The sequence below is a fragment of the Loktanella sp. S4079 genome, from assembly GCF_000967725.1.
Lineage (GTDB): Bacteria > Pseudomonadota > Alphaproteobacteria > Rhodobacterales > Rhodobacteraceae > Yoonia.
Map to the genome: position 1 here is coordinate 1204347 of NZ_JXYE01000002.1, position 14322 is coordinate 1218668.

The 14322-nt window shown below is 54.2% G+C and carries 14 protein-coding genes; 5 read left to right on the top strand and 9 right to left on the bottom strand.

The window, feature by feature from the left end:
* Positions 1-20: 20 nt before the first annotated feature.
* From TW80_RS07110 to rpiA, 5 genes are all read right to left on the bottom strand, one after another.
* Entirely contained in the window at positions 21-1514 is a 1494-nt protein-coding gene (locus TW80_RS07110; RefSeq protein ID WP_045996556.1) for a Do family serine endopeptidase, read from the bottom strand.
* A gap of 179 nt (positions 1515-1693) precedes the next feature.
* The gene (gene hflC / locus TW80_RS07115; RefSeq protein WP_045996557.1) at positions 1694-2575 is read right to left on the bottom strand and encodes a protease modulator HflC; all 882 of its coding nucleotides are present in this window, start codon (positions 2573-2575) and stop codon (positions 1694-1696) included.
* Positions 2575-3756 carry an FtsH protease activity modulator HflK gene (hflK, locus tag TW80_RS07120; RefSeq protein ID WP_045996558.1) on the bottom strand — a complete coding sequence of 394 codons (1182 nt, stop codon included), beginning with the start codon at positions 3754-3756 and terminating at the stop codon, positions 2575-2577. The genes hflC and hflK overlap by 1 nt, the downstream gene beginning before the upstream one ends.
* A gap of 76 nt (positions 3757-3832) precedes the next feature.
* Entirely contained in the window at positions 3833-5188 is a 1356-nt protein-coding gene (gor, locus tag TW80_RS07125) for a glutathione-disulfide reductase (protein WP_045996559.1), read from the bottom strand.
* Between the two features lie 36 nt (positions 5189-5224).
* A complete protein-coding gene (gene rpiA / locus TW80_RS07130) occupies positions 5225-6013 on the bottom strand; it encodes a ribose-5-phosphate isomerase RpiA (RefSeq protein WP_045996560.1) in 789 nt (262 codons plus the stop codon).
* Between the two features lie 156 nt (positions 6014-6169).
* Between rpiA and TW80_RS07135 the strand changes: the two genes are divergently transcribed.
* Genes TW80_RS07135 through TW80_RS07145 form a run of 3 tightly spaced genes read left to right on the top strand, consistent with a single transcriptional unit; the run spans position 6170 to position 9121 of the window.
* Positions 6170-6856 (top strand): glutathione S-transferase family protein, encoded by a 687-nt coding sequence (locus tag TW80_RS07135; protein ID WP_045996561.1) that lies wholly within the window; start codon positions 6170-6172, stop codon positions 6854-6856.
* Positions 6856-8229 carry an L-serine ammonia-lyase gene (locus tag TW80_RS07140; RefSeq protein ID WP_045996562.1) on the top strand — a complete coding sequence of 458 codons (1374 nt, stop codon included), beginning with the start codon at positions 6856-6858 and terminating at the stop codon, positions 8227-8229. Before TW80_RS07135 ends, TW80_RS07140 begins: the two co-directional genes overlap by 1 nt.
* Positions 8213-9121, top strand: coding sequence for a DMT family transporter (locus TW80_RS07145; RefSeq protein ID WP_045996563.1), 909 nt, complete (start codon positions 8213-8215; stop codon positions 9119-9121). The genes TW80_RS07140 and TW80_RS07145 overlap by 17 nt, the downstream gene beginning before the upstream one ends.
* On the opposite strand, the gene TW80_RS07150 is transcribed toward TW80_RS07145, so the two are convergent.
* The gene (locus tag TW80_RS07150) at positions 9066-9728 is read right to left on the bottom strand and encodes a thiamine diphosphokinase (RefSeq protein WP_045997086.1); all 663 of its coding nucleotides are present in this window, start codon (positions 9726-9728) and stop codon (positions 9066-9068) included. The two genes, TW80_RS07145 and TW80_RS07150, sit on opposite strands and share 56 nt — an antisense overlap.
* A gap of 135 nt (positions 9729-9863) precedes the next feature.
* Here TW80_RS07150 and TW80_RS07155 point away from each other — a divergent pair, with 135 nt between their 5' ends.
* Entirely contained in the window at positions 9864-11447 is a 1584-nt protein-coding gene (locus TW80_RS07155; RefSeq protein ID WP_045996564.1) for a hypothetical protein, read from the top strand.
* Between the two features lie 57 nt (positions 11448-11504).
* On the opposite strand, the gene TW80_RS07160 is transcribed toward TW80_RS07155, so the two are convergent.
* The 3 genes from TW80_RS07160 to TW80_RS07170 form a co-directional block, all read right to left on the bottom strand.
* Complete coding sequence (locus TW80_RS07160; protein WP_045996565.1) at positions 11505-11726, bottom strand: DUF2842 domain-containing protein; 222 nt, start codon at positions 11724-11726, stop codon at positions 11505-11507.
* Positions 11727-11730: 4 nt separating this feature from the next.
* Positions 11731-13023 carry an adenylosuccinate synthase gene (locus tag TW80_RS07165; protein ID WP_045996566.1) on the bottom strand — a complete coding sequence of 431 codons (1293 nt, stop codon included), beginning with the start codon at positions 13021-13023 and terminating at the stop codon, positions 11731-11733.
* A gap of 83 nt (positions 13024-13106) precedes the next feature.
* Positions 13107-13757, bottom strand: coding sequence for a pyridoxamine 5'-phosphate oxidase family protein (locus TW80_RS07170; protein ID WP_045997087.1), 651 nt, complete (start codon positions 13755-13757; stop codon positions 13107-13109).
* A gap of 127 nt (positions 13758-13884) precedes the next feature.
* Here TW80_RS07170 and TW80_RS07175 point away from each other — a divergent pair, with 127 nt between their 5' ends.
* Positions 13885-14280 (top strand): DUF6524 family protein, encoded by a 396-nt coding sequence (locus TW80_RS07175; protein WP_045996567.1) that lies wholly within the window; start codon positions 13885-13887, stop codon positions 14278-14280.
* Positions 14281-14322 lie beyond the last annotated feature (42 nt).

Sequence of the window (14322 nt, forward strand, 5' to 3'; positions counted from 1 at the left end):
TTGCAAGATATCCGGTGGATTTATTCGTCCAGAGGTAGCGCCACGAAACGCGGGTCACCGCCGCGACGGACCAGCATCAGGATCGACTTGCGACCGCCGTCTTTGGCCTCTTGGATACGACCCTCAAGCTCTGCCACGGTTGTCACAGCTTGCTGTCCTGCTTCGGTGATGACATCACCTTCGATCAGGCCTTTGGATGCGGCTTCCGATGCGCCGTCAATCGCAGTGATGACAAGCCCTGCTTCGATATCAAGGCCGTATTGCTCAGAGAGCTCAGGCGTAATCTCTGACAGGCTCAACCCTAGAATATCCGATGTTTCTGGTGCTTCTTCGACATCGCTCGACGCGGGGAAAGCGACGGCCTCTGAGGTTTCGCGACGTCCCAAGACCACGGTCAGTTGTTCCGTGTCGCCATTGCGCAGCACCTCAACCGGGACTTCTTTGCCAACCGGCGAGTTACCAACGATGCGAACCAATTCGCGCGTATCTTCGATTTCGATACCGTCAAAATTTACGATGACATCGCCAGACAGCATCCCTGCATCCTCGGCCGGGCCAGCAGGTACGTCAGTAACCAATGCACCGCGGGCAAGGTCCAACCCATCAATGGCATCCACCATATCTGGTGTCACATCCTGAATGCGAACGCCCAGCCAACCACGGCGGGTTTCACCGAATTCGATCAATTGATCGACAACATTCGTCACAACAGCCGAAGACATCGCAAACCCGATCCCGATTGAACCACCATTCGGCGACAAGATCGCGGTGTTCACGCCGATGACCTCGCCGTCCATATTGAACAATGGCCCGCCAGAGTTCCCACGGTTAATCGCAGCATCTGTCTGGATGTAGTCATCATATGTGCCCTGCAGCGAACGATTGCGCGCAGACACGATACCAGCAGAGACCGAGAAGCCTTGCCCCAGCGGGTTCCCCATGGCCATGACCCAGTCACCGACACGTGCGCCCACGTCGTTACTGTCGCCAAAGGTAACGTATGGCAGACCATCCAAGTCAACTTTCAGTACAGCAATATCAGTATTCGGGTCTGTGCCGATCAGCTCTGCAGGTACACCAGGTTCGCCACCCGGAAAGAATTCGATCAAAATTTCATCTGCGCCTTCGATCACGTGGTTATTGGTGACGATATATCCGTCCTCAGAAATCACGAACCCAGAGCCAAGAGCGGACGACCGCTGCGATCCCGGCCCCTGCCCCGGTCCACGTTCGAGATCGTTAAAGAAATCCTCAAACGGTGATCCTTCGGGCAATAGGCCCTGTGGCCCAGTCCGCCCTGCGATGACTGTCGAAGTGGTAATATTCACAACTGACGGGCTGATTTGCTCAGCCAGATCAGCAAATGTTTCAGGACGCTCTTGCGCGTGAACCACCGTGACCTGAGCAAAGACAAATGCAGTCGCCAATGACAGCGCAGCAAAACCCGCGACAAGCAAGCGGCGCGCCTGCCCCTGTTCTTGCTGCATTGCGATGACCTTTGATTCCACGGGCATTACTCCTTGTGATGTTTTGAAACGCGATAAAAGTCGCGACCAGTCTAGGCATTGTTCTATCTATGCTCGGAAACATTCAACACAAACTATCTCACCAGCCTGTGATCTTTTAACATAAATCGAAATAAAAAGGGCCAGCACTTTGGCCAGCCCTCAGATTTTTTGACCATCTGGCGATGTTACTCAGCGATGGCGCTACCCACGTCTGATTTTAGGTAGTTAAAGAAATCGTTGTCCGGCGACAAAACCATGGTGGTGTTATCCCCCTTAAGCGAGTTCTGATAGGCCGTCATCGAACGGTAGAATTCAAAGAACTCGGGATCGGCGCCAAATGCTTCGGCAAAGATGCGGTTGCGCTCACCGTCAGCCTCACCACGGATCACCAAGGCTTCGCGGCGTGCTTCTGAACGTAGCTCAACCGCTGTCCGGTCGGCCGCGGCCTGAATACGCTGCTGCGCCTCACGGCCACGCGCGCGCAGGTCAGCCGCCTCTTCGTCACGTTCTGCGATCATGCGGGCAAAGGTCGCTGTCTGGTTTTCTGTCGGCAAGTCAGTACGTTTCAGACGTACATCGATAATCGACAAACCAAGGTTCTCAGCACGGGTGTTTGTCCGGTCACGAATTCGGTTCATAAGTGTTGCACGATCAACTGACAAAATGTCGTTCGAAGTCACTGAACCCAGAACTTCACGGATACTATCGTCAAGAATCTTATCCAAAGAGCTGGCAGCATTTGCTTGCCCGCCTGAACCAACAGCCTGACGGAATTTGGTGACGTCTTCGATGCGATAACGGGCAAAAGCATCAACAATCAGGATACGTTGATCCTCTGGGATGACACGAATTTGCGCAGGGTCACGCGACAAGATCAGATCGCTGTAAGGCACGACCTCATCAAAGAACGGCACTTTGAACGCGAGGCCCGGATCTTCGTGGACTTGTACGACGCGGCCGAACCGCAACACGAGCTTTTTCTCGCGCTCATCAACGATGAACATCGATGAAAGTGCGACCATCAGCAAGACAGCCAAGACCGGTAGGATAAATGCAGAGCGTTTCATTAGTTTGACCCTCCGGAACGGCGTAGTTCATTCAACGGCAGATACGGCACGACGCCCTGTCCACCCTCTTTATCTTCATCAAGCAGGATGACATCGACCCCACCAATGACCTGTTCCATGGTCTCCAGATAGATCCGTTTCCGGGTCACTTCAGGGGCAAGATCATATTGCTCGCGCACAGCGCTAAAGCGTGATGCCTCACCTAGGGCGGTGTTCACAACCTCGGCACGGTAACCTTCGGCCTGCTCTAGCATTTGTGCGGCTTCACCGCGGGCCTCAGCGACAACGCGGTTCGCATAGGCATCTGCGACGTTTTGCAAACGTGCACCCTCTTGCTCAGCGTTTTGCACCTCGCGGAAGGCATCAAACGGTGAAGTGAGCGAGATGTTACCTTCGGCGTCGGTCACCTCGACACGAATGTCAGGCGCTTCGGCCTTGTTCAGGTTCACACGGACAATGTTCACGCCACTTTGGTATTCATCCAAAGTTTGCTGGATCAGAACCTCAAGACGTTCGCTGATCACACCACGGTTCGTGTTCAGAATTGGTGTCAGATCAGATTGCGCAATAATCTCACGCATGGCGGATTCCGCCACGGCACGGATCGTGGCAACTGGGTCTTGCAGTGTAAACTTGAACTCGGCAGGATCTTCGATGTTCCACACAACTTGGAAATCGACATCCACGATGTTTTCATCGCCCGTCAGCATCAAACCGGCCTCTTGACCGCTGGTCGATGTACCAATGTCGATCCGTTGTTCTTCGGTCACTGCGACCTTTTCGTAGGTCACCAAAGGCCATGGCGCAAAGTTCAGACCAGGTTCGCCAACCTCGGTGAATTTGCCCAAGAACAGCTCGACGGATTTTTCCTCGGGTTTAACGGTGTAAAAAGATGCAAACGCCCAAAGAAGCGCTGCCCCCACGACGCCAACGCCAACCATACCACGTGTGATTTCTGGGCCGCCGTCGCTGCCGCCGCCATTTGTCGGACGGTTGCTGCGATTATCACCGCGCCCACCCATCAAAACACGAAGCTGTTCGCGACCCTTGTTTACCAGATCATCAATCTCGGACATGCCAGAATCGTTGCCGGGTTTCCGCCCGCCACCACGATTACGGTCATCGCCTCCACCGCCGCTGTTTCCGCCGCCGCCCCACGGGCCACCAGAGTTTCCTGCCATATTTGTCTCAGCTTCCCTTATTCTTCAGCCAATGTCTTGGCTGTCATAATGCCATGTGTGCCATCAGACCGCAAAATCAAGCGGTCCTGACGGGCTCTTTCATTGTTACAAGCTCTTCTGCCATGGTCGGATGGACCGCAACTGTTCGGTCAAAGTCTTCTTTGGTTGCGCCCATTTTCACCGCGATACCAGCAAGTTGGATCATTTCGCCTGCGTGGTCGGCCACGATATGACAACCCAGTACTTTGCGGGTCTCGGCGCAGACGATCAATTTCATCAAAACGCGGTCATCGCGCCCTGCGAAGCCATGATTCATCGGTTTGAACGACGTGGAATAGACTTCGATTGGACCGTTTTCTGCAGCCTCTTCCTCGGTCAGGCCGATGGTGCCAAGTTCAGGTTGCGTAAAGACAGCGGACGGTATCAGGTCGTGATCAACCGGTGTCGGGTTCCCCTTAAACACTGTCTCGACAAAGGCCATGCCCTCGCGAATAGCAACCGGAGTTAGCTGCACACGATCAGTCACATCGCCAATCGCAAAGATCGAAGGGACCTTTGTCTGGCTGTACTGATCCACGATGATTTCGCCCCTACGGCCCAGTTCAACGCCAACTTCGGCCAGCCCCATGCCCTCGGTATTTGGCGCGCGGCCGGTGGCAAACATCACCTGATCATAGATCGCTTCGCTACCATTGGTGGCTTGGACCCAAATGCCTTCATCGCGTTTTTCCATCTTTAGAACATTCGTCCCCAGATGCAGATCGACACCCTTTGCACGCATGCCTTCGGCAACCAGCCCGCGTGCCTCATTGTCGAAGCCGCGCAAGATTTGCTCTCCGCGATAAAACTGCGTCACCTTGCAACCAAGACCATTCATGATCCCCGCAAATTCCGAAGCAATATACCCACCACCAACGATCAAAATCGACTTGGGCAGTTGTTCCAGATTAAAGACCTCGTTCGAGGTGATCCCATATTCCGCGCCTTCGATATGCGGTAGGACGGGGCGTCCACCAGTTGCGACCAAAATATGCTTCGCAGTGATGTCTTCGCCCGTGGACAGGGTAACAGTATGAGCATCTTTGATCGTTGCGCGCGCGTCATAAATCGTAACGTCTGATCCGTTCAGCAGCTTGCGGTAAATCCCCTCAAGCCGTTCCAGCTCGGCATCCAGTTTACCGCGAAAACGCGGCCAGTCGAATGCGCCGTCAGTGACGTCCCAACCGTAGGCGCGCGCATCTTCGAACATCTCAGAATAGGTTGATGCGAACACCATGAGCTTCTTGGGCACACAGCCCCGGATCACACAGGTGCCACCCATGCGAAATTCCTCGGCCAAAGCGACTTTGGCACCGGTTGCCGCCGCAACGCGGCCGGCACGCACACCACCAGAACCACCACCAATGACAAAGAGGTCATAGTCAAATGTCATAAGCAGGCTCCATTCTGTTTTGCCAAGATCACAGGGTCAGTCACCCAGATCCGTAAAGATGTTATCATCGTCGCGCAGGTCAAAACGCACGACCTCGTCAATGTCGTTGCTCAGGTCGCGAACGTCCACACGCCCGTCGCCATGCCCAACGATCACCACGTCACAGATATCGATGAACAAACCGTTTTCAACCAGCCCTGGGATTTGATTTAATGCGAGGCTTAACTGATGCGGATTGCCAATACGCTTGAGGTGTAGGTCAAAGATAAAGTTGCCCTCGTCCGAAATGAACGGTTTGTCGCCATTCATGCGTTGGGTCACTTCGCGGCCCAAAACATCCATCCCGACCAGCGTTTCTTCGATCAGTTTTTTTGTGATATTTGCGCCAAATGGGATCACCTCGACGGGCAAGGGAAAGGCACCAAGCGTGTCTACCTTTTTGCTGGCGTCAGCGATGACAATCATGCGTTCGCTGGCGGTCGCCACGACCTTTTCCTGCAAATGCGCACCGCCGCCACCTTTGATCAGCGTCAGATTGCTATCGTATTCGTCAGCACCGTCGATGGTCACGTCGAGCCATTTAGCCTCGTCCAGTGTGATCACCTCGATACCAACCTTACGCGCGAGGTCTGCGGTACGTGTCGATGTTGGCACACCTTTGATTTTCAATCCTTCTTCGCGAACCATTTCGCCAAGACACTGCACCAACCACGCTGCGGTAGAACCCGTCCCAAGGCCCACCTTCATCCCGGTTTCGACGTATTCCGTCGCCTGCTTTGCCGCAAGAAATTTCGCTTTGTCGATTGGTGACAATTCACTCGCCATCTGCTTACTCCCCAGTAGTCGCTCAAACTTATAAGCAAGATGTTAACAGGGTGCGAGACCCCATTTGCTGTTAATATACTTGGACTTGATGCGTTTTTCTTGTGAAACCGTCGTATTTAAGCAGTTGTACCCCCAATCAGACGCTAATCTAGACCTATGGAAAACAAACTCCGCCTGCATTACGCCCCCGACAACGCTTCGCTTTGCGTTCGCCTCACCCTCGAGGAACTGGGCCTGCCCTACGAAACGACCTTGGTTGACCGAAGCACCTCGGCGCATAAGTCACCAGCCTATCTTGCGCTCAATCCGAACGGGCTGATCCCGGTTCTGGAAACACCCAGTGGACCGATGTTTGAAACCGCGGCGATATTGCTTTGGCTCGCGGATCGCAAAGGGCAGATGATCCCAGCCATTGATGCGGCTGAGCGCGTTCAATCCATTCAATGGCTGTTTTGGATATCGAACACATTCCACACGTCATTACGCATGTTGTTCTACCCCGACAAATACACAAATGCTGACGTCGAAGATTTCCGTGCTGTCACCCGAAACCGTCTGATCGATCAACTGACGATGCTTGACCAAGCTTCCACTGTATCGTGGCGTGACAGCGATGAGGCGAGCATTCATGCCTGTTACCTGGCGCCGCTGCTGCGCTGGTGTGCGCTCTATGGGGGCAACACCGAATGGTTTGACCTCAAACAATACCCGAACCTGCTATCTTTTGCGCGTCGTTTTGAACAACGGCCTGCGATGCTGCGCGCAGCCAAAAGCGAGGGGCTGGGCCCGACACCGATTTCAGCTCCCTCCCCTTGCTGTCCACCCGAAGGGGTCGCCCTCTGATGTTTTTATCTGTGTTCGATATGTTTAAAGTCGGTGTTGGGCCATCGTCATCCCATACGATTGGCCCGATGGTCGCCGCCGCCCGGTTTTTGGATCATCTGCGCGCGCAACCTTTCACTGTCGAAGGTGTCCGCGCGTCGCTCCACGGTAGCCTTGCCTTTACTGGTGTCGGCCACGCCACGGATCGTGCGGTCATCTTGGGATTAGCCGGTTTTCGCGCCGATGATTACGACGCAGAGAAGGCCGAGACCGAATTCGCCCGGATTGCAGCCGAAAAAACCGTTCAGCCAGAGGGACTTGGCACCCTACGCTTTCACCCCAAAGAGGACCTGATTTTCGACTATGGACCAGCACTGACTGGTCACGCCAATGGTTTGATTTTGGCAGGGACAGACGGACAGGGTGATATACTTACCCAAATCACTTACTATTCGATAGGTGGTGGATTTGTCCTGACAGAAGCTGAACTCAGCGCTGGCAAAGACACCGATGATGGCCCTGCGGTCCCTTTTCCATTCCACAATGCGGCGCAAATGCTTGAGATGGCGCGCAAATCAGGCAAATCAATCGCCGCGATGAAGCGTACCAATGAACTCTCCCGCATATCGCCGCAGACCCTTGATCAGGGGCTGACGCGGATATGGGAGGTGATGAACAATTGCATTGAACGCGGGTTGACCACCGAGGGCACCCTGCCCGGCGGACTATCCGTTCGCCGCCGCGCCAAGGGGATCTATGATGCATTGATGGCTGAACGCGGGATGAACCTGACTGCGCCGCATACGATCAACGACTATATGTCGACCTATGCGATGGCCGTGAACGAAGAAAACGCCGCCGGTGGCCAAGTCGTGACTGCCCCAACCAATGGTGCAGCAGGCGTGGTCCCAGCAACGATCCGGTACTGGCTTGATCACATGCCCGGCGCGACGGCAAGCAAAGTACCCGAATTCTTGCTAACCGCTGCTGCAATCGGCGGGCTGATCAAATTTAACGCATCCATTTCTGGTGCTGAATGCGGCTGCCAAGCCGAAGTGGGCAGCGCCGCTGCGATGGCCGCAGCGGGGCTAGCCGCTGTAATGGATGGCACGCCCGAGCAGATTGAAAACGCCGCGGAAATTGCGCTGGAGCATCATCTTGGGATGACCTGTGACCCTGTCAAAGGATTGGTTCAAGTGCCCTGCATCGAACGCAATGGCCTTGGCGCGATCAAAGCGGTTTCGGCCGCCTCGCTTGCACTTCGTGGTGATGGCCAGCATCTTGTCTCCTTAGACGTTGCTGTTGAAACCATGCGCCAAACCGGGGTCGACATGTCCGAAAAGTACAAAGAAACCGCGCTTGGGGGCTTAGCGGTCAATGTCCCAAACTGCTGACAGGCCGTTTTTGGGCGTCATGTTGATGCTCGCATTCTGCGTGCTCGCCCCTCTGGGGGACAGTATCGCAAAGCTGCTTGGCGGTGCGGTGCCATTGCTGGTCTTGGTGCTGACCCGGTTCGGTGTGCAAGCGATCATCCTCGCGCCGATTGTCGTGATGTCAGGGTCACGTTTGCGCCTACCCAAAGGGGCGTTCAGCTGGACGCTTGTTCGTACCATTTTGCATATTCTTGGGATTGCCTTGATGTTTACGGCGCTCCGCTATTTGCCGCTCGCTGATGCGCTGGCAATTGCGTTTGTGATGCCGTTCATCATGCTTTTGCTAGGCTATTTCGTAATGAAAGAGGCCGTCGGCCCGCACCGTATGACGGCCTGCGCCGTAGGTTTCGTGGGCACGCTATTGGTGATTCAACCAAACCTGATCGAGGTCGGTCCCGCTGCGCTGTTTCCCCTTGGCGTCGCGGTCATATTCGCATTGTTTATGATGGTCACCAGACGCCTCGCGACGCAGATAGACCCGATAAGGCTTCAGGCAATCAGCGGCTTTCAGGCCTGCGTGATTTTGTTGCCACTGTGTCTGTGGTTCACCCCAACAGGGAATTTACCAGCGGCAATGGGCACTTGGGGGCTGCTAGCTCTGCTTGGCGGAATTGGAACGCTCGCGCATCTCTTTATGACGTGGAGCCTTAAATTCGCGCCCGCCTCAACGCTTGCACCGATGCAATATTTGGAAATTCCCTTTGGCACTTTGATCGGCTGGGTCATCTTTTCAGATCTACCCAACGGATTGGCCGCTATCGGAATCTTTGTGACGATCAGCGCAGGCCTTTATATTGTTATCCGCGAGAGACGGCTCGCAGCGCCACATCCAAATGCACACTTGCCAGACTGACCAAAACCGGACCATCCGACCGGACACTTACCGGCCCTGTAACTTGGTTCGAAGAGCCTATGAAACCATCAGGGCGCATCAGTCGATCTTGAAATGGCCAGCGCACGCCGGTCACCGAAACCATTGTCTCTGCCAGCGGCATGATCGCAATCCGCGCGCCGACAGGTGCGTCGATTTCGCAAAAGCGCCCAGAAATCACAAAGGAGGCGTCGCAATCATCCACCAACACCACGCGACGCTCTGAAAACCGTGCCAGAACGTTCAGTGTGGCCAATGTGTGATCAATACGACCACCCGTAAAACCCGCCGCAATAACAACTGGTGCATCAACCCGGCTGAGCGCCTTTTCGAAATCCGTCGTGTCCTGCTCGGCGATATGGACCAATTGTTCGGCAAATGTGGCACGCGCATGTTCAGAAATACTATCGAGATCACCAATTACGGCAATCGGCGTTTTTTCATGCGTCAAAAGGTGATCCGCGCCGCCGTCAACGGCAATAAATTTCTCAACATGCGGTAAAATCAACGTAATCGTCGCCGGGTTCACCCTTGCGCCACCAACCAAGCAAACCGTATGCTGTTCAGAAACAATCATAGCAGACGACATCAATTCAGACCTCATTCACAAACATTCCCCCAAAAGGTCACAAAATGATCCCTAATGTAACCTCATCCTGATCGTGAATGAGAGCAATCCTCAATCGAGCAAACGGCCACTAAAACCGAAGAAAGCAGACCATCTATGACCAAGAGCAACCAGATTCTAGATGTTTCCTATGGAACATTTTCGTGCCGTTTAGAAGGATTTGAAGACTCCGTCGAGGTCATGAAAACCGTCGTGTCCTATTTCCATGAACTCGCCGGGCACGACCGTTTTATGGATGTCGAACCCCAAGCGCCAGATATGGAAGAGCTCGCATTGTTGACCGCGGCGAAAGCCGATTCAGATGTTGAGATCGCCGGCGAAGGGCACAATGTCGCGCTGCGCGCTGTGGATGAGGATGCCGAAGAAGAAATCGTAGCTGCCGACGACGTAGAAGAAATCATAGCAGAAGACGAAACCTTCGAAGATGATGAAGAGATCGCAGAAAACATCGTCGCGGACGATGATATCGACGATGTCGAAGTTGCGGAAGAAGACGAAGATCCGATTTCTCTGACGGCGCAAGAAGACGACGAAGACGCATTCGACGACGAAGACTTCACGAACATTACCGATGAGGATGAAGAATTCGTCGAGGATCTCGAAGACGAAGAGCCGCTGCAAGCGGAAGCTCCTGAAGAGCCCGAAGCGTTTGAAGAAGAAGAAAGCATTGCCGCTAAGCTTCAGCGTATCCGCGCGGTCGTCGGGCGGGGCCATGTGCAGGCACCTGCGACAGAAACGGCCACCGAAGAAGCGACAACAGCCGCCGATGACGACGAGGAAGAAATTCCAGTCAACCCGCTGGCGCAGCGCCTCGCTGATTTGGCGAAACGTAACGCTGAACTCGACGCCGAAGAAGCTGCCGAAGCAGAAGCAACTGCTGAGGTTGACGAAATCGAAGACGATTACGACGACGAATTGGCCGATGACACCGAGGAACCTCTGGTTCTAACCGCTGCGAACGACGATGGCGGGTCGGCGGATGACGATCATTTCGATCTACAAGACGAGGCTGCCGTCGAAACAAATCGCTCTAAGCGAGAAGAGCTTACCGATACACCAGAATCTGCGATGAGCCGGATTTTGATGCAAACCGACGAGCACCTCAAAGAACCTGAGGGCCGCCGCCATCGCGACGCCTTTGCGCAGCTCAAGGCAGCGGTTGCAGCCACTGAGGCGGCAAAGCAACTCGGTGACGACGCACCGACCGAGGACCGCGACGAAGCCTTCCGCGAAGACCTTGGCGCGCATGAAGCCGAAATTCAAAGCGAAGTACGCGAATCTGCTCCGCTCCGGTTGGTGCCTTCGCAACGCACCGAATCTGACGACAAGCCGGTAGACGCAGCCGCAGAACGGCTTCGCAAGATCGCATCAAAGAAAAAGACCGACACCACAACGGGTGCTGGTGGTTTCGCCGAGTTCGCGCAACAACAGGGCGCGACTGAGTTGGGTGACCTGCTCGAAGCCGCAGCAGCCTATATCGCTTTTGTCGAAGGGGACGACGATTTCTCGCGTCCACAGGTGATGAAAAAGGTGCAAAGCGCGACCGCACAGGAAATCACACGTGAAGACGGTCTGCGGTCCTTTGGTCGCCTGCTGCGCCAGAGCAAGATCGTTAAGCTGAACAATGGACGTTTCCAAGTCGCGGAAAACACACGTTTTCGCCCTGATGCATCTGCATAAGACGTACATCTCATAAAGCAAAAAGGCGCGGTCTGATCCGCGCCTTTTTTGTTTTTTCTATTGTTCTTCTTGCTGATCAGGATCTGCTTGCCCGATCCCCTTGAACACCCATTTCAGCGGGAAAATCCAACCGACCCCAAGTAACACATAAACGATCAATTCGATCAGCTTGGGAAAGCCCGGCGCGATATTCATCATGGTCACAGCAAGCACAATATAGGCTGGCAGGCCGATGACCAAAATGAACAAGGCAAGTCGCTTGCGCGCTTTATATCCCATCAGATCAATCCGAGAATGGGTCAGTCACGAGAATGGTATCTTCACGCTCTGGCGAAGTTGATACCAATGCAACAGGGCATTCAATCAGCTCTTCGATGCGGCGGACATATTTGATTGCCTGCGCAGGCAGATCAGCCCAAGAACGCGCACCTTCAGTGGATTCGGACCAGCCTTCGATTTCTTCATAAATCGGCGTGCAGCGTGCCTGCTCATCCGCCGCTGTTGGCAGATAGTCCAGCTTCTTGCCATCCAGTTCATAGCCCACGCAAATCTTGAGCGTTTCAAACCCGTCTAAAACGTCCAGCTTGGTCAATGAGATGCCAGAGACGCCCGAGGTCGCACAAGTTTGACGCACAAGACATGCGTCGAACCAACCGCAGCGACGTTTGCGACCTGTTGTCGTCCCGAATTCATGTCCGCGCTCACCTAGGCGTTGGCCGTCTGCATCGTCCAGCTCTGTTGGAAATGGCCCCTCACCCACACGGGTTGTGTAGGCTTTGACGATACCCAATACGAAATCAATCGCGTTTGGCCCCAATCCGACACCCGTTGCGGCCTGCCCGGCAATCACATTGGACGAAGTAACAAATGGGTAGGTGCCAAAATCAATATCCAACAGCGCGCCTTGCGCACCTTCGAATAGAATGCGTTTTCCGGCCTTGCGCTTTTCGTTCAGGACCTTCCAGACGGGCGCAGCATATTGCAGGATATCATCCGCGATTTCACGCAGTTGTGCCAGAACTTCGTCACGGTTGATCGGCTCAAGCCCAAGGCCACGACGCAAGGCATCGTGGTGAACAAGGGCGCGATCAAGGCGCAGTTCAAGCGTCGCGGCATCAGCAAGATCAGCGACACGAATGACACGACGACCAACTTTGTCTTCGTAGCATGGGCCGATACCGCGCCCTGTGGTGCCGATTTTCGCGACAGAGTTCTGGTTTTCGCGTGCGCGGTCCAACTCTCCGTGGAAGGGCAGGATCAGTGGCGTGTTCTCCGCAATCATCAGCGTTTCTGGCGTGATCGAAACGCCTTGCGCGCGGATTGTTTCGATCTCTTTCAACAGGTGCCACGGGTCCAGCACGACGCCGTTGCCGATGACGGACAGCTTGCCGCCCCGAACTACGCCAGAAGGCAACGCGTGGAGTTTGTAAACCTTGCTATCGACCACCAATGTGTGGCCCGCATTGTGACCACCTTGGAACCGAGCGATGACATCAGCACGTTCCGAGAGCCAGTCAACGATCTTACCTTTGCCTTCGTCACCCCATTGGGCACCAACGACCACCACATTTGCCATAAGAATACTGTCCTTTGTGAACTTCGTGCCCCCTATATCGTTGCTATGGCGTAGGGGGAACCACAAAGTTTGACAGGGCAACCTTAATACATTGTCTTTTTGTATTCTGCCTCTAAATCCGCGTCGATCCGCGCCTGAAGATCTGGGTCACTTGGCGCGCCGACAGTTTGCTCCATCAGCATTTGCGCCAAAGATGGAAGCTGCTTGCGATCCTGCAGCGCGCTCGGGTCCCACAACTTGGAACGACGAAACGCTTTGGCACAGTGTAAAAACGCCTCTGCAATCGTGACCACAATCGCAACCCGCGGCGCACGGCCATTCACTTGCATTTGTTCTAACAACGCAGGGTCGTTAACTACACGCGCATGACCGTTGATCCGCAGCGTTTCATCATAGCCCGGTACCATAAACAACAAACCAACCTGTGGGTTCACGACGATATTGGCGAGTGTATCAAGCCTATTATTTCCGGGCCGATCCGGAATCGCGAGGGTCTGCTCATCAAGAACCCGTACAAATCCAGCAGGATCACCGCGCGGGCTCACATCGGCCTGTCCGTTCTGACCTTGGGTTCCGATACAGACGAATGGTGAACGTGCGATGAACTCTTTTGCATAGACATCAAGTGCGGTCATCACCTTTAGCGCGGCGAGTTCATGGGTTGCAGGAAATAATGCACGAAGCGAATCTTCGCTAGAAATAACGTGTTCAGGTAAAACGGAATAAGGTGGCATGATGCTTCCTTTGGCTTTGCGTAGGAACATGTCACGCGATAATCGGTAAAAAATCAACGCAATCAACCAAGGCTAGACAAATGCCCGCACCCTTTGGCATTGTCGCGCAAACAAATTGGGGCATGCGATGGGCTTTCTCTTACGCTGGATTTTTGCATTTTTGCTGCTGGCTGCGACCTACAATCCGACGCAATGGAATATACTGCGCTGGGGGCTGGAAAACTATGAGACCAAGCTGTCGCTGGTTGTCCTATTCAGCCTGATCCTGTTTGTCGGCTACGTCATCTATTTGCGCGCGACCCTGCGTTCGATTGGTTTGTTCGGCATGATCCTGATCCTTGCGGTCGTCGCGACGGCGCTGTGGGTGATGTATGATCAAAACCTCATCAGCCTCGACAACCCGACGCTGAATACCTGGATCGCGATTGTCGCGCTTTCGATCGTTTTGGCCGTTGGATTAAGCTGGTCAATTGTCCGCAGAAAGCTGTCCGGACAGGCCGATGTCGATGATATCGACGAATAACCCGATTTTCAGGGGTTGCGGCAATCGCTCGCAGCTTTTAGA